Origin of the sequence: Synechococcus sp. OH2, assembly GCF_047462155.1 — a bacterium.
Taxonomy (GTDB): domain Bacteria; phylum Cyanobacteriota; class Cyanobacteriia; order Thermostichales; family Thermostichaceae; genus Thermostichus.
Genome location: NZ_JANSIR010000105.1, coordinates 1,462 through 21,156, shown reverse-complemented (window position 1 = coordinate 21,156; position 19,695 = coordinate 1,462). Strand labels below are relative to the sequence as shown.

Genomic DNA, 19,695 nt, shown 5'->3' with positions numbered 1-19,695 from the left:
TCCCCTCTCCCAAAGGGAGAGGGGAGTTGGAGCATCACTCGGTTAGCTTCTCCCAGGCGGCCTGAAGGGCAGCTTGCATGCGCTGGGCGGCGCGGCTGAGGCGCTGTTGCCAGGTTGTCCATTTTTGCTGCAAAAACTCTGCCGCCTCATCCAGCAGGGAAAGGTCAAACTTGCCCCCTTTGGCCAGCTCGTCTCGCACCTGCTTGACCTTGACACGCACCACCTCCGGCGGATCCTGGGGGCCGACCAGGGCTTTGAGGCGATCCCCCATGCGCTGGATGAGCTGCTTGACTTGGCGGGATTTTTCGCTCCAAAAGTTCTTTAGGCCCTCAGTCTCCGATTTGAGGCGCTGGGGAGCATCTTCCTTGACCACCACCGCGTCCACGTCGATCGCCTCTACATCCTCAGGTAAGAGGACGGCGCGCCCTCCCCAGGGCTCAGCAATGCTGCCCCCCAGGATGTAAGCAGCAATGGATCCGGTCTCCCAGTCGAAGAGAAAATCCTCAATCCAACCCACCGGCTGATCCCCAATGCGCACTGTGCGCCGGTAGAGGGAGCTGAGGGGCGTTGCCGGGGTGGCAAAGACGGCGGAGTAGGTCAGCAGCGCGTCCGGCCCGATGAGTGAGATCTGCTCCAGGGGAGTGTAGCCCTGCTGGCTGGTGAAGTAGCAGACCCGTCCCTGGGGATCGACCCAGATTTCTTCGACGGTGCCCAGGGCCGTGGCGGTGCTGCCATCCAGGGCCAGCAGGCCCACCACTTGGCTGCGTCGGACGACTTGTTCCATAGAGAAATTCTCCTGACTTGCGGGATTCAAGGGGGATGGAGGCTTGGGCTGCTTAGCCTCCGCGGTAGTAGTGTAGCTGCGCCCTAAGGCGGGCAATCTCCTGGGCCATGTCCAAGACCATCGCTGCCCCAACCCAGTTGAGGCCCAAGTCGCGATGCAGACGGATCATCTGCACCAGGCGCCGCAGTTGCTGGGGGGTGAGGTAGCTGCTTTCGGCTTCCACCAAACCCTGAGCCAGCAGCCACTCCAAGAGGTGGGGCGGGATCCCAGCTACTTCGCTGGCCTGCTCAAAGGTATAGAGGCGTTCTTCCACCCGCACAATGGCCAAGCTCATAGCCTCACCTCCTGCAAGTAGGCGCGGGGATCCCAGCTCCGATTTTGCCGCAGTTTCTCGTAGAGATCCCGCTCAGTGGGGGAGAGGGATTTGGGCGTGACAACCTTTAGCCGCACCAGCAGGTCACCTCGCTGCCCTTGGGGATCCCGCCAGCCTTGGCCGCGCAGCCGCAGGGTTTGGCCGCTATCGACGCCGGCAGGGATCTTCAGTTGCACCCGACCGGTGGGGGTGGGCACTTCCGCCGTGCCGCCCAAAACTGCCTCATCGGGCGTGATGGGCAGCTCGCAGAGCAGGTTGTCGCCGTCAAAGCGGAAGAAGGGGTGGGGAGGCAGCTCCAGGGTGAGGTAGAGATCCCCCCTCGGCCCGCCAAAGGGGCTATATTGGCCTTTGCCCTTGACGCGGATGCGACTGCCCGGTTTGGCGCCGGGAGGAATGCGGATGGTGAGGGTTTCGCCATCCACGCTCAGCCGCTTTTGGGTGCCGTGGAAGGCTTCTGCCCAGGTGAGGCCTAGCGTGGCTTCTACGTCTTGCCCTGGCAGATCCACCGAGACAAACGGCCCAAACCCGGTGGTGAAACCCTGGAAGCCGCCGCGGCGGGATCCCATGCGGCCCAGCAGCTCGTTGATAAAGTCCTCGAAGGTGGCGTACTGGGCAAATCCCTCCATGCCCGGCCCTGCTGCGGCACCGCTGCCCACCCGTTGCCAGTACTGGCCAAACTGGTCGTAGCGCCGCCGCTTGTCTGGATCCGAGAGCACCTCGTAGGCTTCGTTGATCTCCTTGAAGCGCTCCTCGGCTGCCTTGTTGCCGGGGTTAACGTCGGGGTGATACTGGCGAGCCAGCTTGCGATAGGCGCGCTTGATCTCCTCTAAAGAAGCATCTCGGCTGACGCCCAGGATCTGGTAGTAGTCCTTGAAATCGCTCGCAGCCATAAGCTCACCCCTACGAAATCAGGTTAAGGCTTTTCAGGATACTTCTCAGAATGTAAGGTGGGTATTGAAGAGACGGAGCCACGGCGGGGCAGTTGGCTCTGCCCCTGCTGTTGAGAAGCTATCTGGGCTAGGGCTTGCGCCTGGAAAAGATTCCCTTGTCGTCCCTTGTGAAAACTTGTTTAACCTTTTCCCAAGCCTTGAGCAGGGCCTGGGTGACAGGGTTGCCCTCTGCCTTGGCCTGGTTATAGGCTTCCACAAAGGTTTGCTGGGCTTCTTCTGAGAGATCGGCGCGGATTTCTGGGGAGATGGTCTCCGGCGTCAGGTTGCCTTCTGGCTCACTAGGCAAGTTCAAGTCGGCAGTGGCCACCTCTTCGCCGCCGGCACTTTGCAACAGCAAGTAGATTTCGCCGGCTTTTTCCTCCGGCACCTGCACCACCAAGAGGAACTCACCTGCTTGCACCCGGGTTTGGTAGATGGCAGCTTTCTCCTGCGGCATGCCCAGGGCAATGAGGGCGGATCCCAGCCCCGCTCCCAGCGCCCCGTAGAGAGCGCCACCGGTTGCCCCCAGCAGCGCCGCTCCCAAAGGTCCAGCGGCCACCACCGCTCCCAAAAAGGGAATAAACAGCACCCCTACGCCTGTAAGTAGCCCCAACAGGGATCCAAACAGGGATCCATAAATAGCGCCGCTGGTCAACCCGTCGAGAACCACATCCTTGCGGGTGATAAAGCCGCTGATTTTGGCTTCCGTTTGAAAATTGCGGCCAATGATGGAGATGCGATCATTGGGGATGCCGCGGTTGAGGAGGCGCTGGATGCACTCTTGGACTTTGGCTTCTTCTTTAAAAACGGCAGAAACGCACTTTTTGGGGGCTTGGGCGAAGGCGCTCATAAAGTCTCCTGGGAAAGTTTTGGCCGAGAAGGCTGAGGGCAGCTTTTGGCAAGCTTTTCCCCTCTTTGCCTATGCTGCCCATTATCTCCCTCGCTTGCCCCAGCGGGAGTCGAGGGATCGCGAAACTCCTGGAGCGATCTCCGTACTGAGGAGGCCTGCCCAAGCGCCCCGCGCCGCTGGCCCTCACCCCCAGCCCCTCTCCCTCAGGGAGAGGGGAGTTGGGAATCGAGGTCGCGGCTAGAGGGATCCAAGACCTTGCCTCAAGCCCTGGCAGACCCCACTCAAAAAGTCCAGATCTAGGGTCTCAAGGGTGTCGCTGAGCTTGTGGTAGTGGGGGTTGCGCAAGAAGGCGGTGTCGGTCACCATAACCGCGGGGTAGCCTGCATCCCAAAAGGGGGAGTGGTCGCTGAGGCGGGTAAGCGGCAGGATCAAACCCCGCTGGCCGGCTGGCAACCAGCAACACGGGATCCCCGCCTGCTGAAAACTGTGCTGCAGCCTCAGCAGATCCCCCAGGGCGGGCCAGTTGCCAATGAGGCCAATGTAATCCCCCCGGTCAGGGTAGAACCGCTCCAGGCCGGCGGGGTAGCGCTGGGATCCGGGGGTGGGATCCCGGTAGCCCAGCATCTCCAGAGAGAGCATTAGCCGCAGGGGTTGGCGCTGTTGTCTAAGAAAGCGGGCGTAGGCTTTGCTCCCCAGCAGGCCCCGCTCTTCTAGGTCGAAGGCCACTAGCCACAGGGAGGAAAGGGCGGGATGGGTGGCAAAATGGCGGGCCAATTCCAGCAGCACCGCTACACCGCTGGCGTTGTCGTCGGCTCCAGGGGTGGCCGGGGCAGCGTCAAAATGAGCCCCGACCAGAATGGGCGATCGGCGGGGATGGGATCCCGGCAATTTCAAGATCCAGTTGCGGTGCTGGCAGCCCCGAGCCTCGAAGGAGAAAGATTCCACAGGGCCATAGCGGGAAAGCTCCTCTTGGATGTAGCGCTCCACCTGACGGTGGCCCAAAGGCGACCAGTCGGGATCCCGCGGCTGGGCCACTTGCTGCAGGTGATCCCGGAGGCGCTGTTGCAGATGGGGATCTTGGATCACTTTTCTTGCTCGGCAAGGGCTTGGGCATGAACCTGGCGGGCCAGCTCCAGGGTGAAGTAGCGGTGGGATCCTGCCCTTCCCGCCAGCACCTGAAACGGCAACTCCGGCTCCCCCAGGTGATCTAGCACCAAGGCTGCTCCGGAAAAGTCTTGCTCCCGAGTGTAATCGTTAACCGTCACCACGGCAGGGATGCCCGCCTGCTGGGCCGAGCGCAGCCCGTTTTCGGAGTCCTCAAAGGCCAGGCACTCCTGGGGGCGCAGCCGCATCTGTTCCAAGGTGTAGAAGTAGATGTCGGGGGCAGGCTTTTTGGCGGGGACAATATCGCCGGCAGCAATCACCTCAAACCAGCTCAGGCTCTCCGGCAGGGTGTGCTCCAGAAGGGCCGTCACGTTTTCGGGCGTGGTGGTGGTGGCGATGGCTAGGCGGATCCCGGCGGCCTTGGCTTCCTGCAAGAGGCGCTTGACCCCAGGGCGCAAGGGGATCCCTCCTTGGGCCAGTAGAGCTGTGTAGTGGCGGGTTTTGGCCTGGTGCAGCCGGGCTATTAGGGCCGTCAGGTCTTCCCCGGCAGGCAGCGGCGGCTGACAGGTCTCGACGAAGTGGCGAATGCGCTCTTTGCCGCCCGTAATAGCCAGGAGTTGGCCGTAGAGCTCCACCGACCAGTGCCAGTCCAAGCCTGCTTCGGCAAAGGCGGCGTTAAAGGCTACCCGATGGCCATCCCGCTCCGTGTCCGCCAGGGTGCCATCGACATCAAAAATAAACGCTCGCAGTTCCATGCCACCAGGGTCACGTCCAGACCCGGATACCGATAGGAGTTGCCGCCTGGATCAGCCCATCCCGGAAACAGCCCCAGGGGGCGACCCCATGCTACCGCATTCCTTGGCTGGGGTTGCGAGGAAGGTTGCGCGGCGGGTCTAGGAAAAGCGACAAGATGAGACAATAGAGCACCGGTTACCCACTTTTGCCATGAGCTTCGATTTTGACTTAATCATCATTGGTGCCGGCGTCGGCGGCCACGGCGCGGCGCTGCATGCCGTCGAATCCGGCCTCAAAACCGCCATCGTCGAGTGCGCCGAAATGGGTGGCACCTGTATCAACCGCGGCTGCATCCCCTCCAAGGCTCTGCTGGCTGCCTCCGCCCGCCTGCGGGAACTGCAACACAGCTCCGAGCTGGGCATCCAAGTGGGATCCGTCCAGGCTAACCGGGAGGCCATTGCCAATCACGCCACCCAGGTGGTGGAGAAGATCCGCGCCGACATGACCCGCTCCCTGGAGAAACTGGGGGTAACACTCCTGCGGGGACGGGGCAGGCTGGCGGGATCCCAAATGGTTGAAGTTCAGGAAGAGAAGGGATCTCGAACCTACACGGCGCGGGACATTATCTTGGCCACGGGTTCCCAACCCTTTGTGCCGCCGGGGATCCAAGTAGATGGCCGCACGGTGTTTACCAGTAACGAGGCGGTGCGGTTGGAGTGGATCCCGGAGCGGCTGGCCATCATCGGCAGCGGCTACATTGGCCAGGAGTTTGCCGACGTCTACACGGCGCTGGGATCCCAGGTCATTTTCATCGAGGCCCTGGAGACCCTGATGCCGGCCTTTGACCCCGACATTGCCCGCCTGGCCCAGCGGGTGCTGATCAAACCCCGCCAGATCCAGACCTATGTGGGCGTGCTGGCCAAGCAGGTGATCCCTGGCCAGCCGGTGACGATCCACCTCTCTAACGGCGAAACGCTGCAGGTGGATGCCTGCCTGGTGGCCGCTGGGCGGATCCCGGTCTCAGAGGGGCTGGGCCTGGCGGAGCTGGGAGTGGAGTTAGACAAGCGCGGCTTTGTACCCGTAGATAGCCGTATGGCCACGGAATTGCCCCACCTCTGGGCCATTGGCGATGTGACGGGCAAGCTGATGCTGGCCCACGCGGCGGCAGCCCAGGGGCGGGTGGCCGTGGAAAACATCTGTGGCCGCCCTGCTTACATGGATTACCTGAGCATCCCAGCAGCGGTGTTTACCCACCCGGAGATGGGCTTTGTGGGGCTAACCGAGCCCCAGGCCAAAGCCGAGGGCTACAGCGTGGGCACAGTGCGCACCTACTTTGGCGGCAACTCCAAGGCCATTGCCTCTGGCGAGACGGAGGGCATGGTCAAGCTGGTCTTTGACAAGGAGACGGGTCTCCTGCTGGGATCCCACATCTTTGGGCCCCATGCTGCGGATCTCATCCACGAGGCGGCCCAGGCCATCGCCCGCCGCGCCACGGTGCAAGAGCTGGCCCGCCTGGTGCACGTTCACCCCACCCTGGCAGAGACGCTGGAGGAAGCCTACCGGCGAGCTGCCCACAGTTTAACCGCAGCCTAGCCGTGGCCTGCTGGCGACCGACACGGGCCGACTTGACGGCCAAAGCTGGTCTAATAGGATAGGGGGGAAGAGGTGGGAGAACGTGGCTTTGGCCAGCGAAGCGGAGATTACCCGGGCGGTGCAGGCTCAGTACGAGGCGTTTCCCTACCCGCCCGTCCCCTACGACCGGCCCTTTGAGGGCTTTTCCAGCCTAGGCAGCTACATCCTCGCCCAATATGCCCGCACCCGCACTTTGCAAGAGCCGACCGGGGCCAGATTTTTGGTGGCTGGCTGCGGCACCGGCTGGGAGGTACACGGCATTGCCGCCAGCAACCCCGGCTATGGCGCCGTGGTCGGGATCGATCTCAGCCGCCCGGCCCTAGAGATTGCCCAGAAACGGATCAAGTACCACGGCCTGCGCAACTGCTCGGTGCACTACGGGGATCTCATGGATCCCTCCACTTGGCCGGAGGGGAGCTTCGAGATGATCAGCTCCTATGGGGTGATCCACCACACCGCCGATCCGGTCAAGGCTTTGAGAAACTTGGCCTCGCGCCTAGCTCCCGAGGGGGTAATGGCGCTGATGCTCTACAACCGTTCCGGCCGTTGGCATGTCTACCGCATTCGCCGCGCTCTGGAGCTGCTGGGGATTACTCCGCCGGCCACCCCGGAAAAGATTGAATTTGTGCGGCAATTGTTAAAGGCAGCCCATCCCAGTTCCATGCTGGCCCGGCATGCCAAGGCCCACGAGGAATACTACTTACCAGATGAGAACATCGTCGATAACTTCTTCCATGCCAACGACATTCCTTTTGACATTGGCGAGATCCCTGACCTTTTGGCCCAGGCCGGCCTGGAGTTTATCGATGTCGCCCCCTACTTGGACTACTGGAACGCCAAGCCCTTAATTGCCGCCACCCACCCAGAGTTCCACCGCCGCTACGAAGCCCTTTCCCGCATTGACCAACTGCGGGTTATCGAGTACTTGGAGCCCCTCTACCACACGCAAAATCTCTTTTGGTGCTGCCACCAGGGCAAGAAGTTGGCCCAGTGGGATCCCTTCACAGCCGAGTTTTTCCGCAGCTCCCGTTGGCAGCTCAACCCCCTCTTTCTCCAGCACGGCCAGGTGCGCTACTGGGATCGCAAAATCCCCTTTTCGGATCTGCTGGGCAAGGTGGATCCCGCCCAGATTGTGACCCAAAAGTTGGACATCTTCTGGCCCATTGCTCGGATCCCTGGCAAGATGATCGCCTCCAGCCGCTACCAGGTCGTGGAGCTGCTGCTCCCCTTAGCCAGGCAGGCCCGCTCCGGCGCTGAGATTTTGGAGCAGCACGCCGAGAGAGCCGAGCATGTTCTCCGCCTCTTTCGCGAGTGGGAAGCCGACCGCCTGGTTCTAAGAGTTGCTCTCTAGAAGGGCAGGGGGTGGAGGCTAAGCGCTCTGCCGGCCACCCACAATGGCGCGGCAGCGGATATAGGGCCCTCCAGCATCCACCTTGGCCGGCTGACCCTTGCCGCAGTGGCCGGATCCCAAGTCCCACAGGAAATCCCGCGACACAGCATCCACCGACTGCAACACCTCAAAGGCATTGCCGGTAATGGTAACCCCTCGCAGCAGCTCTGCTAGCTTGCCGTTGCGAATGCGGTAGGCCCGCTCCACGCCAAACATGAACTCACCCGTGGAGTCGGCTTGCCCATTCCTGGCCCCATCCAGGAAGTAGCCGTCAGGTGTGCTGGCAAGGATCTCCTCCAAGGTCTGGGATCCCGGCTCAAGGTAGGTGTTGCGCATGCGGATAAGCGGCTCGTCGGCATACTCCCAGGCGCGGGCGTTGCCGGTGGGCTCGACGCCAAAGTAGGCAGCCGTTTCGCGGTTGTGCAGGTAGCTCACCAAGATGCCGTTCTGGATGATGGTGGTGGTTTGGGTGGGAACGCCCTCATCGTCCACCGGCAGCGTTCCCCCTGCCCCTGGCATGAATTCCGAACGGCCGGAGTCCTTGAGGGTAACCAGTTCGCTGGCTACCTGCTGCCCCAGCTTGCCGGCTGCTACCGAGCCCGCCAAGACAAAATCCGCCTCGACCGTGTGGCCAATGGCCTCGTGCACCAGCAGCCCCACGATGGAAGGGGACAAGATGACTGTGGCCCATCCTCCCTCGGCGTAGCCTGCAGAGAGGAGATCGACCGCGGTGGCAGCCGCCTTCTCCGACATCTGCAAGGGATCCGTCCGAAAAAGGCAATCCCACCCCCCGGTAACACCAATGGACTCGGCGCCGCTGCTCAGTTGGCCATCCGCCTCGGCCACCGCCTGGATCCGCAGTTCAGGGCGCACCAGACGAAAGGCCACATCCGCCCCATCTGTAGTAACAATGGCTTTTTCCTCGTAGATCTCGTTGTAGGTGCAACTGGCCGAGGTAATGCGAGCAGAGGACTTGCGGGCTTGGGCTTCCGTTTCCAAAACCAACTGGATCTTGGCCTCTAGGGGCTTGTTGACCACCTCCTCCACGCCGGGCTCGCAGAACTCTCCCTGGGCCAGGGCTACGCTGGGCAAAGCCTTCAGCTTCTGCTTGCGGCAGTCGGCGCTGGCACGGGCCGCCTGCTGGGCTTCGGCAATGGCCTTGCGAATGGCGGCTGGGGAGAGATCCCCGGTGGCAGCAAAGCCCCAGGTGCCGGCCTCCAGCACCCGCACCCCCACCCCTGAGCGCCGCCGAACCGCCGTCCGCTCAATGCGGCCCTTTTCCGCCGTAACGCTGCGAAAGACTTTGCTGTGGTAGCGCAGTTCCACCAAGCCGGAGTAATCCCGAAGGATGTCGCGCAGGAGATCTCGCATGGCCCTAAGGGGAAGGACGGTACTTCCAGCATACCCTTTTTAGGTCGAGCTCTCAGCCGGCTGGGGCGGCTGCCACTTCAGCACCAAGGTCGAAAGAGGAGGCAAACAGAGCTCAAGCGAGTAGGGCAGGTTGTGGTAGGGCCAGTCATCTGTCCACTTACCCCCTAGGTTGCCAACGCCGCTGCCCCAGAACTCCACCGCGTCGCTGTTGAGCAGTTCCTGGTAAAACCCTCGCTGCGGCACGCCAATGCGGTAATTCGGCCAAACCACCGGTGTAAAGTTACAGACTACCACTAGCCACTCCTTGGGATCCTCCCCATAGCGGATAAAGGAGATAATGCCCCGATGGTCGCTGCAGTCAATCCAGCGGAACCCTTCTGGCTTGGTGTCTTGAGTGTAGAGAGCTGGCTGCGAGCGCAAGAGATGGTTGAGGGTGGCTACGTAGTGGCGCAGTTTAGCGTGGGGCTCATACTGCAGCAGCTCCCACTCTAGATCTGCCCAAACATTCCACTCGTTCCACTGGCCAAACTCCATGCTCATAAACAAAGTTTTCTTGCCGGGGTGGGTGAACATGTAGCCGTAGAGGGCCCGCAAACTGGCAAACTTGTGCCACACATCCCCTGGCATTTTGCCCAACATGTGGCTTTTGCCGTGCACCACCTCATCGTGGGAAAAAGCCAGCATGTAATTTTCGCTAAAGGCATACATGAGGCTGAAAGTCACTAGGTTGTGATGGAACTGGCGGAACCAGGGATCCATGCGGAAATAGTCCAGCATGTCGTGCATCCAGCCCATGTTCCACTTGAGGTTAAAGCCCAGCCCGCCCACATGGGTTGGCCAGGTTACCATCGGCCAGGCGGTAGACTCCTCGGCAATCGAAAGAGCGCCGGGGTAGTACTTAAAAATGAGGGTATTGAGCTGGCGGAAGAAGTCAATCGCCTCCAAATGTTCTCGCCCACCGTAGCAATTGGGGATCCAGTCTTTGCGGTCATAGTCCAGATAAAGCATTGAGGCCACCGCATCCACTCGGATCCCGTCGATGTGGTATTTCTCAAACCAAAAAAGGGCGTTGGCCACCAGATAGTTGCGCACCTCGTTGCGGCCATAATTGAACACTAAAGTGCCCCAACCTTTGTGTTCTCCTTTGCGAGGGTCGGCGTATTCGTAGAGGTGAGTGCCATCGAAAAAGGCCAGCCCATGCCCATCTTTGGGAAAATGCCCCGGCACCCAATCGACAATCACGCCAATGCCAGCCTGGTGGGCGCGATCGACAAAGTACATAAAGTCTTGCGGTGATCCGTAGCGGGAGGTTACCGCGTAGTAGCCGATTACCTGGTAGCCCCAGGAGCCGTCGAAGGGGTGTTCGGCTACCGGCAAGAGCTCGATGTGGGTAAAGCCCAGCTCCTTGACATAGGGGATCAACTTGTCTGCCAGCTCCCGGTAGGTGAGAAAGCGGGTGTTGGGCTTTTGATCAACCGGCACCAGGTGCCCATCGGCGGGGGGGTCTTCCGTTGAGGCGTGCATCCAGGATCCCAGATGCACCTCGTACACCGAGATGGGCGAGCGCAGGGGGTCGGTGGCAGCCCGCTTTTCCAGCCACTCCTGGTCGTGCCAGGTATAGGTGTGGAGCTCGGCTACAATCGAGCCGGTTTTGGGTCGCACCTCCTGCTGAAAGCCATAGGGATCTGACTTTTCGTAGATATCCCCCCAGGCAGTTTTCACCTCGTACTTGTAGATGGCTCCTGGCCCAATGCCGGGGATGAACACCGCCCAGATGCCACTTTCGCCCAGCCGCTTCATTTGGTGTTGGCGGCCATCCCAGTGGTTGAAGTCGCCGATAACGCTGACATTGCGGGCGTTGGGAGCCCAGACGGCAAAGTGGACTCCCTGAACCCCATCTACGCTGATGGGATGGGCGCCCAACTTCTCGTAGATGCGGTGGTGGTTGCCCTCGTTGAAGAGGTAGCGATCCAGCTCACCGATGTGGTTGACCTTCTCCAGGGGAAAGCGATAGGGATCCTCCCACTCTTCCAAGTGCTGGCCCTCTGGATCCCAGACCCGCTGCGCCCGCAGAAAGTAGTCTGGAACCGGCGTGCCAGGCGCAAAGCGCAGCTCAAACAACGTTTCTGGATGCAGCGGCTGCATGGGGTGGGCCTGCCCAGTGGCGCGTTCCACCAGCCAAACCTGTTTGGCATTGGGCACTAGGGCGCGCACCAGCCAGAAGGACACCTCCCCCTGCTCTATCTGCTGCGGCCCCAAAACAGCATAGGGATCCTGCCACTGGTTGGTGACGAACTGAAGCACTTGTTCGGCAGACAGGAGAAAGCCCATCGGCAAGCTTCAATAAAGCAACAATCTCAGTCTAGCGGTGCTCGGCTGCCACTTTTGGTAGCGCAGGGATTGCCGGAGCCATGGCGGTAGCAGCCAAACCTTTCTGCCCCTGGGAAAACCTGCTAGAGTTGGGAGGGGGTAATTCTCCTCCTTGCCAGCGAGATTGGTTGGCTTGTTTTGTTGTTGGGGTTTTGGGGACTTATGGCTATCCTGCTGTCGAGCGAACCTATCCTGGCTATGAGCATCTTTGGCATGGGCCTGCCAGAGCTGGCCGTGATTGGGGTAATCGCGGTGGTCGTGTTCGGCCCCAAGAAGCTGCCGGAGTTGGGCAGCGCCTTTGGCAAAGCATTGCGCAGCTTCAAACAAGAGATGAACAACCCCAGCAGCGATGACGAACCTGTTGCCGCCGCCGAGCGCGTGAGCGCGAAGGAGTCCCTGAAGGCAGAAGCGGAGAAGGTGGTCGAGAAGGACGCCGCCTGAGAGCCTCAGAACTAAAAAAAGGGCGGCTTGGGTCGGCTCCTTAAGTTTTGTAGGAGACGAGCCCTTTGCTGGCTGGGAAAACAAGTCGCATGGCCGGGATCCCGGCCAACCCCTGCGGGATCCGCACCAGCCGCAACAAAATGGAAGTCGGCTTGCCAGTGGGCCGGATCCAGGGCTGGTGTATATTTCTGAAAAAGCTACCAGCCTGGTGCTACCGCTTGACCCAAAGCCGGGCTGGACAGGCGCAGCCGATGGAGAGCTATGGTCGAGCCGACCGATTTCGAGCTGATGCGCCAGATCCAACTGCGGGATCGCCGCAGCCACTTTTTACTTAAGGATCGCTACCAAAAGCGCCTGCTGGAGATCGCGCTGTCCACTCTCAAGCAGCCTCACCAAGCCGAAGAGGTGGTGCGCCAGGTGTTTGCGTTCTGCTGGAAACATGCAGAGGCCTTTGACCTGCAGCGGGATCGCTCGGTGGCCCTGTGGCTTTACGAGTTGACGGCCTTTCAAGCCCAAGAACGCTTGCGGCGCTGGAGCTGGTTGCCCGCCCCTGCCTCCATCCGGGTCGCACCTCCTTTGTGGCCGCGGCGCCTCCTCTGGGTCGGCTTAGCAGCGTTGGGGATCTACGCGGTGGCCATAACAGCGGCCTACTGGCGGCTGCGCTGGCAGGGGGAGCCGGTAGCCATGCAACGGCTCTATCAGGAGTGGCAACGACAACCGCAGGTACGGCGAACCCTTCTACGCGACCCTAGCTTCCGCAACCCCCTGTTGGTACAAGCTCTCTGGTCGCCCCGTGCCAAGCAGGTGCTGCTCTTGGCCTCAGATATGGCTCCTGCCCCCCCAGGCAGCACCTATCAATTGTGGCTGGAGTCGGATCTGCAAGGAGGGGGACGACGGCTGGAAAGCGCTGGCACCTTCACCGTCAACGCCGAGGGATCCCTGCAATGGCTCAGCCAGCCCACCCGTTCCCAGCAGCCGACCCGCCTTTGGATCACCCTCGAACCGGCAGGCGGGAGCGAATCCCCCACCAGCGCGCCTCTGCTGCAGAGCAACTTCTGGATCCCTGCCTCTCAACCTGAGGAGAGCAAAGAGCACCTCTTAAACTAGCTTGAAATGACTCCTAAGACCCTGGAAGTTGCCCCGTCGGGTCAACGGAGAGATCTTTTTGCCTGCTCAGAACCGCCAAGGGACTCGTGATCGCGATGTCTTTTGCAAAGGGGGGAGATCCCTTTGGCGCGTCAACAACGGTTGCCATAACGGTAGTAGGATCAGGGGGCAAGCTTGCCGACGCCACACCATGATTCGCCAATATCTATCGGGGAATGGGCTGCGTTGGTTTCGCTTAGCCTTGCAGTTACACGGATCGGTCGTGCCGGCAGTGCTGCCTCGCACCCTCATCTGTGGTCTCCTGGGAGTGCTGGTTTCCGTTCTCTACAAACTGGGGTTGCCCATAGCGCTTTCCTCGTTGGTGGCGTTTGTGCCCAACATTGTTTTGGGGCTGATGCTGGTATTTCGGACAAACACTGCCTACGAACGCTTTTGGGAGGGGCGAAAAGCCTGGGGAGCCGTGGTGAACAATGTGCGCAACTTAGCCCGTCTGATTTGGGTGGTCGTTGAAGAGAAGCAGCCCGGCGATCGGGAAGAAAAAATCAAAATCCTCTATCTGCTGCCTGCTTTTGCCATCGCCATGAAGCAACATCTGCGCCAAGAATTTTTGCCGGATGAGCTTCAGTCCCTCCTCAGCCCGGAGCAGTTGCAACGCCTCAAAAGCCTCAACCATCCCCCGTTGCAAATTGCTTTTTGGATCGGAGATTACCTGCAACGCCAATACCACAAGGGCCGTGTTGAGGTCTACCAGCTTACGATCATGGTGGAGCGGCTCAATAACATGGTAGATGCCTTGGGTGCCTGCGAGCGCATTCTCATGACCCCAATGCCCATTGCCTATGCCCTCCATCTGAAGCAGTTATTGCTGCTTTATTGTTTGTCTTTGCCGTTTCAGATGGTGGAGGGCTTGGGTTGGATGACCGGCCCCATTGTCGGGCTGTTGGCCTTTATGCTGTTTGGCGTCGAGGAGATCGGTATTGAAATTGAGAACCCCTTCGGCCGGGATCCGAACGACCTGCCCCTTGATGTGATTTGCAGTAAGATGAAGCAGAATATCGCCGATTTGATCCAGTCTGCCCAGAACAACCATGGGTTATCTCATGAACAAACTTAGGTTGCTCTGGGAAAGGCAGTCCGGTCTACAGTGCGGGGCTTCCCGCCGATTAAGCTAAAGGGATCCCGCTTCTCCCCAAAATTGTTGGGTGGGGAGATTGGCCTAGGCAACTTTCTGGGATCTGGACAACAAGGGATCCCACCTCGGCGCCGGGAATGATACCTTGAGGAGGGTAGGATATTGACGAGAACGACTGCCATGCTGAAATGTACCACCCGCCACGTTCACATCTTTGCTGGCGAGGTAACTGCTGATAACCACTTTGTGCCCCGCGACGATCTGCTCACCCTCGATGTGGATCCGGATAACGAGCTGGTCTGGAACGATGCCGCCCTGCAGAAGGTCTATGCCCGCTTTGAGGAATTGGTGGAAGAGTACAGGGGCCGGGATCTGACCGAGTACAACCTACGGCGCATCGGGTCTGACCTGGAACACTTCATTCGCTCTCTCCTCAAGCAGGGGGAGATTGCCTACAACCTGCAGGGGCGTACTCCCAACTACAGCATGGGCTTCCCGCAGATCCCTGCCGAAGGGATCGTCGGCCAGTACATCCCCAAAGGCTAGCCCTCTTTGCCATTCTGGACAGATCTAGCCCATTTGAGTCTGTAGCCCCACTTACTTGTTGTCGGAGCACCGATCCATGTCTGGAGAACCCACCCCTCAAGAGACTACTGGCGAAAAGTCGGCCCCTGTCGAGGTCGCTAATCCTGCTACTGAGGCGACTGGCTCCGCCAAAGCCGCCGCGAAAAAACCGGCCAAGGAAGAGAAGCCTTTTGAGCAACTGATTGCAGAAGACGTGATCCCAGCAACCATCGCCGCTTTTGAGAAACGCGGCGTCAACGATCTGCAACTGCGGCTGGAGGGCAAGACGCTGGTCGGCTCATTTGCCGGCGGCAAGAAGCAGTTTAGCGTCCTCTTTGCTGAGGGATCCCTCAACGGGCCCAAGTTCTTCCGCTGTGCTGTTGAAGGATCCCCGGCCAGCACCCTCGAGTCTTTTATGATCGACGAGCGCCGCGTCGACGTGAACCTGTTTGTTTTCTATCTGGTGCAGCGCCTCTACGCCCAGCAGTGGTATTGAGAGATCCAAGCTCCTAGATAGCCCAGCCAAATCGCGCCTGTTCTGCCAGAAGGGATCCCCGAATAGGGATCCCTTTTCGCTGAGGCGGGGGATGGGCTAGCGAAGCCAAAAGAGATTATCTTTTGTGAAGAAAAGTAAGGCGGTGCTACGGGAGATCTCGAAATGTACATCGTGCAGATTGCGTCGGAATGTGCCCCCGTCATTAAGGCGGGTGGGCTAGGGGATGTGGTGTACGGCCTTAGCCGGGAGCTAGAAGTGCGGGGGCACTGTGTCGAGCTGGTTTTGCCCAAGTACGACACCATGCGCTACGACCAGATCTGGGGCTTGCACGATGCCTACCGCGACCTCTGGGTGCCCTGGTATGGGGGAGCCATCCACTGCTCGGTGTACTGCGGCTGGGTACATGGCCGCCTTTGCTTTTTTATTGAGCCCCACTCCGGCGACAACTTCTTCAATCGCGGCTGCTACTATGGTTGCCCAGACGACAACATGCGCTTTGCTTTTTTCAGCAAGGCAGCTTTGGAGTTTCTCCTCAAAAGCAACAAGCGCCCCGACATCATCCACTGTCACGACTGGCAGACAGGACTGGTGCCGGTACTGCTCTTTGAGATCTACAAGTACCACGGCATGGAAAACCAGCGGGTATGCTACACCATCCACAACTTCAAGCACCAGGGCTTTGGCGGCCCGGAAATTCTTTGGGCCACTGGCCTCAATCGGGAGCCCTATTACTTCCACTACGATCGTCTGCGAGATAACTTTAACCCCTTTGCCCTCAACTTTATGAAGGGCGGGATCGTCTTTTCCAACTTTGTCACCACGGTTTCTCCCAACCACGCCCTGGAAGTGCGATTTGGCGATTACGGCTATGGGCTGGGTCACACGCTTTATTTACACCAGCACAAGTTTCGCGGCGTCCTGAACGGCATCGATTACGATATTTGGAACCCTGAGATCGACCGCTTTATTCCTTTTCGCTACACAGCGCAAACTTTGGAAAACAAGGCCAAAAACAAAAGAGCCCTGCGGGAACGGCTGCTGTTGCAAGATGTCGAAAAGCCGATTGTGGCCTATATCGGACGCCTCGATGAACAGAAAGGCGTGCATCTGGTGCACCATGCCATCTACCGCTCCCTGTTCAAAAATGCCCAGTTTGTTCTCCTGGGATCCGCCACCGAGCCGGGGATCGGCGCCTGGTTTGCCCATGAGAAACGCTACCTCAACGACAACCCCGACGTTCACATCGAGCTGGGTTTCAACGAAGAACTTTCCCACCTCATCTATGCAGGGGCAGACATCCTGGTGGTGCCCAGCCACTACGAGCCCTGCGGCCTCACCCAGATGATCGGCCTCAAGTACGGCACAGTTCCGGTGGTGAGGGGCGTGGGCGGCCTGGTGGATACCGTTTTTGACCGCGACTACGACAGTTGCAAATTGCCTGAGCAACGCAATGGCTACGTGTTCTACCACACGGATCACGCAGCCCTAGAGTCGGCATTGGATCGGGCCATCGACCTGTGGTACACCGCCCCCGACCAGTTTCGCCAACTGCAAACCCAAGGCATGAGCTACGACTACTCCTGGAACTACCCCGGCAAAGAATACCTAGAGATCTACGACCAAATTCGCCACCGCTGGTCCTGACCAACATCCCCCCGCCGCCCGGCGGCCACCAGCGATCCCCAGCGATCCCAGCGCTTGACCGCGAGGGAGAAATGCTGGACGATAGGTAGCAATGCTGCTCTTAACCTTCCCTACAGATTGATTGCTGGGGAAGGAAGGCTTGCTCCCTTATCTTCTCCCACCTGAGGATCCCTAGCCGCCATGATAGGCTATCTTGCCTTGGTACTCCACGCACACCTGCCCTTTGTGCGCCACCCCGAGCAGGACTTTGTGCTGGAAGAAGAGTGGCTCTACGAAGCCATCACCGAGACCTATGTCCCGCTGCTGCACATGTTCGAGGGGCTGCGGCGAGATGGCATCGACTTTCGCTTCACCATGTCTCTGACGCCGCCGCTGGTGTCGATGCTGCGGGATCCCTTGCTGCAGGAGCGCTACGACCACTATCTAACCAAGTTGGAAGAGCTGGCCCAACTGGAGTACGACAAGAACGCCACCAACGGCCACATTCGCTACCTAGCCGAGCACTACATCAAGCAATTTGCCATGGTCCGCGATCTCTGGGAGCGCTACGACCGAGACCTGGTGCGGGCCTTCAAACAGTTTCAGGACAGCGGCAACTTGGAGATCATCACCTGCGCAGCTACCCACGGCTACCTGCCCCTGATGCAGATGTACCCGCAGGCGGTTTGGGCGCAGCTGATTGTGGCCTGCGAGCACTACAACGAGCACTTTGGCCAATGGCCGCGGGGGATCTGGCTGCCGGAATGCGCCTACTACCAAGGGCTGGAGCGGATGATTGCCGATGCTGGCCTGCGCTACATGATCACCGACGCCCACGGCCTGCTCTACGCCAAGCCACGGCCCCGTTACGGCATGTACGCCCCCATCTTTACCGAGACCGGTGTTGCCGTCTTCGGTCGGGATCACGAGTCTTCCCAACAGGTGTGGTCGGCGGAGGTGGGCTACCCCGGGGATCCCGTCTATCGCGAGTTCTACAAAGACCTAGGGTATGAGGCCGACTACGAATACATCAAGCCCTACATCATGCCCAACGGCCAGCGGAAAAACACCGGCATCAAGTACCATCGCATCACGGGGCGCAACCTAGATCTGGGGCAAAAGCAACTTTACGATCCCTACTGGGCCAGGGAGAAGGCGGCAGAACATGCGGGCAACTTCATGTTCAACCGCCAGCGACAGATCGAATATCTGCACAGCGTCATGGGGCGCCCGCCGCTGGTGGTGGCTCCCTACGATGCTGAGCTGTTCGGCCATTGGTGGTACGAGGGCCCCTGGTTTTTGGATTTTCTCATTCGCAAGAGCTACTTCGACCAAACCACCTATCGCATGACCCACCTGGCGGAGTACTTGCGGGAGAACCCCACCCAACAGGTGTGCAAACCGGCCCAATCCAGTTGGGGGGCGCGCGGCTTCCACGAGTACTGGCTCAACCCCACCAACGCCTGGATCTATCCCCACTTGCACAAGGCCACCGAGCGGATGATCGAGCTGAGCCGCCGTGAGCCCGCCGATGACCTGGAGTGGCGAGCCCTGAACCAGGCGGCGCGGGAAGTGCTATTGGCCCAATCTTCCGACTGGGCCTTCATCATGCGCACGGGGACGATGGTTCCCTATGCCGTACGTCGCACCAAGTCCCACCTGCTGCGCTTCAATCACCTCTACGAGAAGATCCAAGCCGGTCAGTTTCGGCGAGAAAAAGCCACCCCCGAAGACGAGCAGTGGCTGGCCAAGGTGGAGTATATGGACAACATCTTCCCCAATATCAACTACCGAGTCTACCGGCCCCTCTAACCATTGGGCAAGGCCAGAACCTGTTGGCAATCTCCAGTCGCAGCGTGGGGAAAAAGAATTTCGGACTACCTGGGCCGCACTCGCCTCTCTTCTTAGATCTTCTTGGACGATGGTCTGGGGGCAGTCGCGGCAGCGGTGCGCCCAGGAAGTGTTTTCTTCAATCTGGTTTGAAACGGCTGCAGTATCTCTGCGGGCTTTCCGCTGCCGAGGGCGGGCCTTATTGCAAATCTTCTCAGAGAACTTGGGATCCCAACTTCCCTGCCTTGATGGCCAGCCCTGCCGCTTCTAGAGCTTGGTGCCGCACTCGGCGCAGAACTTGTGCAAGCTAGGGTTTTTGGCGCCGCAGTTGGGGCAGTAAATAAGCTCGGCAGCCTGTTCCAGTTGCCGCTTTTCTGGCAGCCCAATCATCTGGTAATTGGCTTTGCCGGCGGGCACCATTGGGTAGCAGTTCTCGTCCCGCTTGACCACAAAATCGGCCAGCACCGGCCCCTCGTGGCGCAGCATCTCTTGGATGGCATCGTCCACTTGATCGGGGTGATCGACGCGCATGCCCTTGACGCCAAAGGCTTCGGCCAGCTTGACAAAATCCGGCATGCCCGCAGCCATATCGGAGTGGGAATAGCGCTCGCCGTGGAAGGCCTGCTGCCACTGGCGCACCATGCCCTGCCAGCCATTGTTGATGATGGCCACCTTGGTGGCAATGCCGTACTGGGCCACCGTGCCCAGCTCCTGCATGTTCATCTGAAAGCTGGCATCGCCGCTGATGCAGATCACCTCGGCATGAGGCAAGGCCACTTTGACCCCCATGGCTGCCGGGAAGCCGTAGCCCATGGTGCCCAGGCCAGAGCTGGAGATCCACTGGCGCGGCCCGTTGCGCAGAAACTGCGCCGCCCACATTTGGTGCTGACCGACATCGGTGGTGTAGTAGGCGTGGGGAGCATGGCGACGAAACGCATCGATCACCTGCTGCGGGGCGATCACA

18 protein-coding genes are annotated in these 19,695 nt (G+C 59.9%); 9 read left to right on the top strand and 9 right to left on the bottom strand.

Annotated features, from left to right (window positions below):
• Positions 1-34 precede the first annotated feature (34 nt).
• From NW835_RS10525 to NW835_RS10500, 6 genes are all read right to left on the bottom strand, one after another.
• Positions 35-784, bottom strand: coding sequence for a photosystem reaction center subunit H (locus tag NW835_RS10525; protein ID WP_414363894.1), 750 nt, complete (start codon positions 782-784; stop codon positions 35-37).
• Positions 785-836: 52 nt separating this feature from the next.
• Positions 837-1,118 (bottom strand): chaperone modulator CbpM, encoded by a 282-nt coding sequence (locus NW835_RS10520; protein ID WP_414363893.1) that lies wholly within the window; start codon positions 1,116-1,118, stop codon positions 837-839.
• Positions 1,115-2,047 (bottom strand): DnaJ C-terminal domain-containing protein, encoded by a 933-nt coding sequence (locus NW835_RS10515; RefSeq protein WP_414378019.1) that lies wholly within the window; start codon positions 2,045-2,047, stop codon positions 1,115-1,117. Before NW835_RS10515 ends, NW835_RS10520 begins: the two co-directional genes overlap by 4 nt.
• Positions 2,048-2,174: 127 nt before the next feature.
• Positions 2,175-2,936, bottom strand: a complete 762-nt coding sequence (locus NW835_RS10510; protein WP_414363891.1) for a ChaB family protein — start codon at positions 2,934-2,936, stop codon at positions 2,175-2,177.
• 237 nt (positions 2,937-3,173) lie between these two features.
• Entirely contained in the window at positions 3,174-4,022 is an 849-nt protein-coding gene (locus tag NW835_RS10505) for a M28 family peptidase (RefSeq protein ID WP_414415258.1), read from the bottom strand.
• On the bottom strand, positions 4,019-4,795 hold the full coding sequence (locus NW835_RS10500) for an HAD family hydrolase (protein WP_414415257.1): 777 nt from the start codon (positions 4,793-4,795) through the stop codon (positions 4,019-4,021). The genes NW835_RS10505 and NW835_RS10500 overlap by 4 nt, the downstream gene beginning before the upstream one ends.
• A 190-nt stretch (positions 4,796-4,985) precedes the next feature.
• Between NW835_RS10500 and lpdA the strand changes: the two genes are divergently transcribed.
• Both lpdA and NW835_RS10490 read left to right on the top strand, forming a co-directional pair.
• Positions 4,986-6,368 carry a dihydrolipoyl dehydrogenase gene (gene lpdA / locus NW835_RS10495; protein WP_414415256.1) on the top strand — a complete coding sequence of 461 codons (1,383 nt, stop codon included), beginning with the start codon at positions 4,986-4,988 and terminating at the stop codon, positions 6,366-6,368.
• A gap of 82 nt (positions 6,369-6,450) precedes the next feature.
• A complete protein-coding gene (locus NW835_RS10490; protein WP_414415255.1) occupies positions 6,451-7,758 on the top strand; it encodes a class I SAM-dependent methyltransferase in 1,308 nt (435 codons plus the stop codon).
• 18 nt (positions 7,759-7,776) lie between these two features.
• On the opposite strand, the gene NW835_RS10485 is transcribed toward NW835_RS10490, so the two are convergent.
• A complete protein-coding gene (locus NW835_RS10485; protein WP_414363887.1) occupies positions 7,777-9,168 on the bottom strand; it encodes a TldD/PmbA family protein in 1,392 nt (463 codons plus the stop codon).
• A gap of 39 nt (positions 9,169-9,207) precedes the next feature.
• Entirely contained in the window at positions 9,208-11,499 is a 2,292-nt protein-coding gene (gene glgB / locus NW835_RS10480; RefSeq protein ID WP_414415254.1) for a 1,4-alpha-glucan branching protein GlgB, read from the bottom strand.
• Positions 11,500-11,700: 201 nt separating this feature from the next.
• On the opposite strand from glgB, the gene tatA reads away from it, so the two are divergent.
• The 7 genes from tatA (at position 11,701) to NW835_RS10445 (ending at position 18,713) form a co-directional block, all read left to right on the top strand.
• Entirely contained in the window at positions 11,701-11,979 is a 279-nt protein-coding gene (tatA, locus tag NW835_RS10475; RefSeq protein ID WP_414415253.1) for a twin-arginine translocase TatA/TatE family subunit, read from the top strand.
• Positions 11,980-12,240: 261 nt separating this feature from the next.
• The gene (locus tag NW835_RS10470) at positions 12,241-13,086 is read left to right on the top strand and encodes an anti-sigma factor domain-containing protein (protein WP_414363883.1); all 846 of its coding nucleotides are present in this window, start codon (positions 12,241-12,243) and stop codon (positions 13,084-13,086) included.
• Between the two features lie 262 nt (positions 13,087-13,348).
• Positions 13,349-14,200: a bestrophin family protein gene (locus tag NW835_RS10465; protein ID WP_414415252.1), complete on the top strand. Its 852-nt coding sequence runs from the start codon at positions 13,349-13,351 to the stop codon at positions 14,198-14,200.
• 198 nt (positions 14,201-14,398) lie between these two features.
• Complete coding sequence (locus NW835_RS10460) at positions 14,399-14,764, top strand: NAD(P)H-quinone oxidoreductase subunit M (RefSeq protein ID WP_414363917.1); 366 nt, start codon at positions 14,399-14,401, stop codon at positions 14,762-14,764.
• A 76-nt stretch (positions 14,765-14,840) separates the two neighbouring features.
• On the top strand, positions 14,841-15,278 hold the full coding sequence (locus tag NW835_RS10455; protein ID WP_414368347.1) for a DUF2996 domain-containing protein: 438 nt from the start codon (positions 14,841-14,843) through the stop codon (positions 15,276-15,278).
• A gap of 162 nt (positions 15,279-15,440) precedes the next feature.
• The gene (gene glgA, locus NW835_RS10450) at positions 15,441-16,922 is read left to right on the top strand and encodes a glycogen synthase GlgA (RefSeq protein ID WP_414385978.1); all 1,482 of its coding nucleotides are present in this window, start codon (positions 15,441-15,443) and stop codon (positions 16,920-16,922) included.
• Positions 16,923-17,102: 180 nt separating this feature from the next.
• Positions 17,103-18,713: a glycoside hydrolase family 57 protein gene (locus tag NW835_RS10445; protein WP_414363879.1), complete on the top strand. Its 1,611-nt coding sequence runs from the start codon at positions 17,103-17,105 to the stop codon at positions 18,711-18,713.
• A gap of 285 nt (positions 18,714-18,998) precedes the next feature.
• Here NW835_RS10445 and NW835_RS10440 read toward each other — a convergent pair.
• Positions 18,999-19,695, bottom strand: a 697-nt coding sequence (locus tag NW835_RS10440; protein WP_414415251.1) for a thiamine pyrophosphate-dependent enzyme, incomplete at its 5' end; no start/stop codon positions are given.

Coding starts and splice junctions, on each gene's coding strand:
- NW835_RS10515 (WP_414378019.1), bottom strand. CDS start 2,047: ATGGCTGCGAGCGATTTCAAGGACTACTACCAGATCCTGGGCGTCAGC.
- NW835_RS10485 (WP_414363887.1), bottom strand. CDS start 9,168: ATGCGAGATCTCCTGCGCGACATCCTTCGGGATTACTCCGGCTTGGTG.
- NW835_RS10445 (WP_414363879.1), top strand. CDS start 17,103: ATGATAGGCTATCTTGCCTTGGTACTCCACGCACACCTGCCCTTTGTG.
- lpdA (WP_414415256.1), top strand. CDS start 4,986: ATGAGCTTCGATTTTGACTTAATCATCATTGGTGCCGGCGTCGGCGGC.
- glgA (WP_414385978.1), top strand. CDS start 15,441: ATGTACATCGTGCAGATTGCGTCGGAATGTGCCCCCGTCATTAAGGCG.
- NW835_RS10520 (WP_414363893.1), bottom strand. CDS start 1,118: ATGAGCTTGGCCATTGTGCGGGTGGAAGAACGCCTCTATACCTTTGAG.
- NW835_RS10455 (WP_414368347.1), top strand. CDS start 14,841: ATGTCTGGAGAACCCACCCCTCAAGAGACTACTGGCGAAAAGTCGGCC.
- glgB (WP_414415254.1), bottom strand. CDS start 11,499: ATGGGCTTTCTCCTGTCTGCCGAACAAGTGCTTCAGTTCGTCACCAAC.
- NW835_RS10510 (WP_414363891.1), bottom strand. CDS start 2,936: ATGAGCGCCTTCGCCCAAGCCCCCAAAAAGTGCGTTTCTGCCGTTTTT.
- tatA (WP_414415253.1), top strand. CDS start 11,701: ATGGCTATCCTGCTGTCGAGCGAACCTATCCTGGCTATGAGCATCTTT.
- NW835_RS10460 (WP_414363917.1), top strand. CDS start 14,399: ATGCTGAAATGTACCACCCGCCACGTTCACATCTTTGCTGGCGAGGTA.
- NW835_RS10500 (WP_414415257.1), bottom strand. CDS start 4,795: ATGGAACTGCGAGCGTTTATTTTTGATGTCGATGGCACCCTGGCGGAC.
- NW835_RS10525 (WP_414363894.1), bottom strand. CDS start 784: ATGGAACAAGTCGTCCGACGCAGCCAAGTGGTGGGCCTGCTGGCCCTG.
- NW835_RS10470 (WP_414363883.1), top strand. CDS start 12,241: ATGGTCGAGCCGACCGATTTCGAGCTGATGCGCCAGATCCAACTGCGG.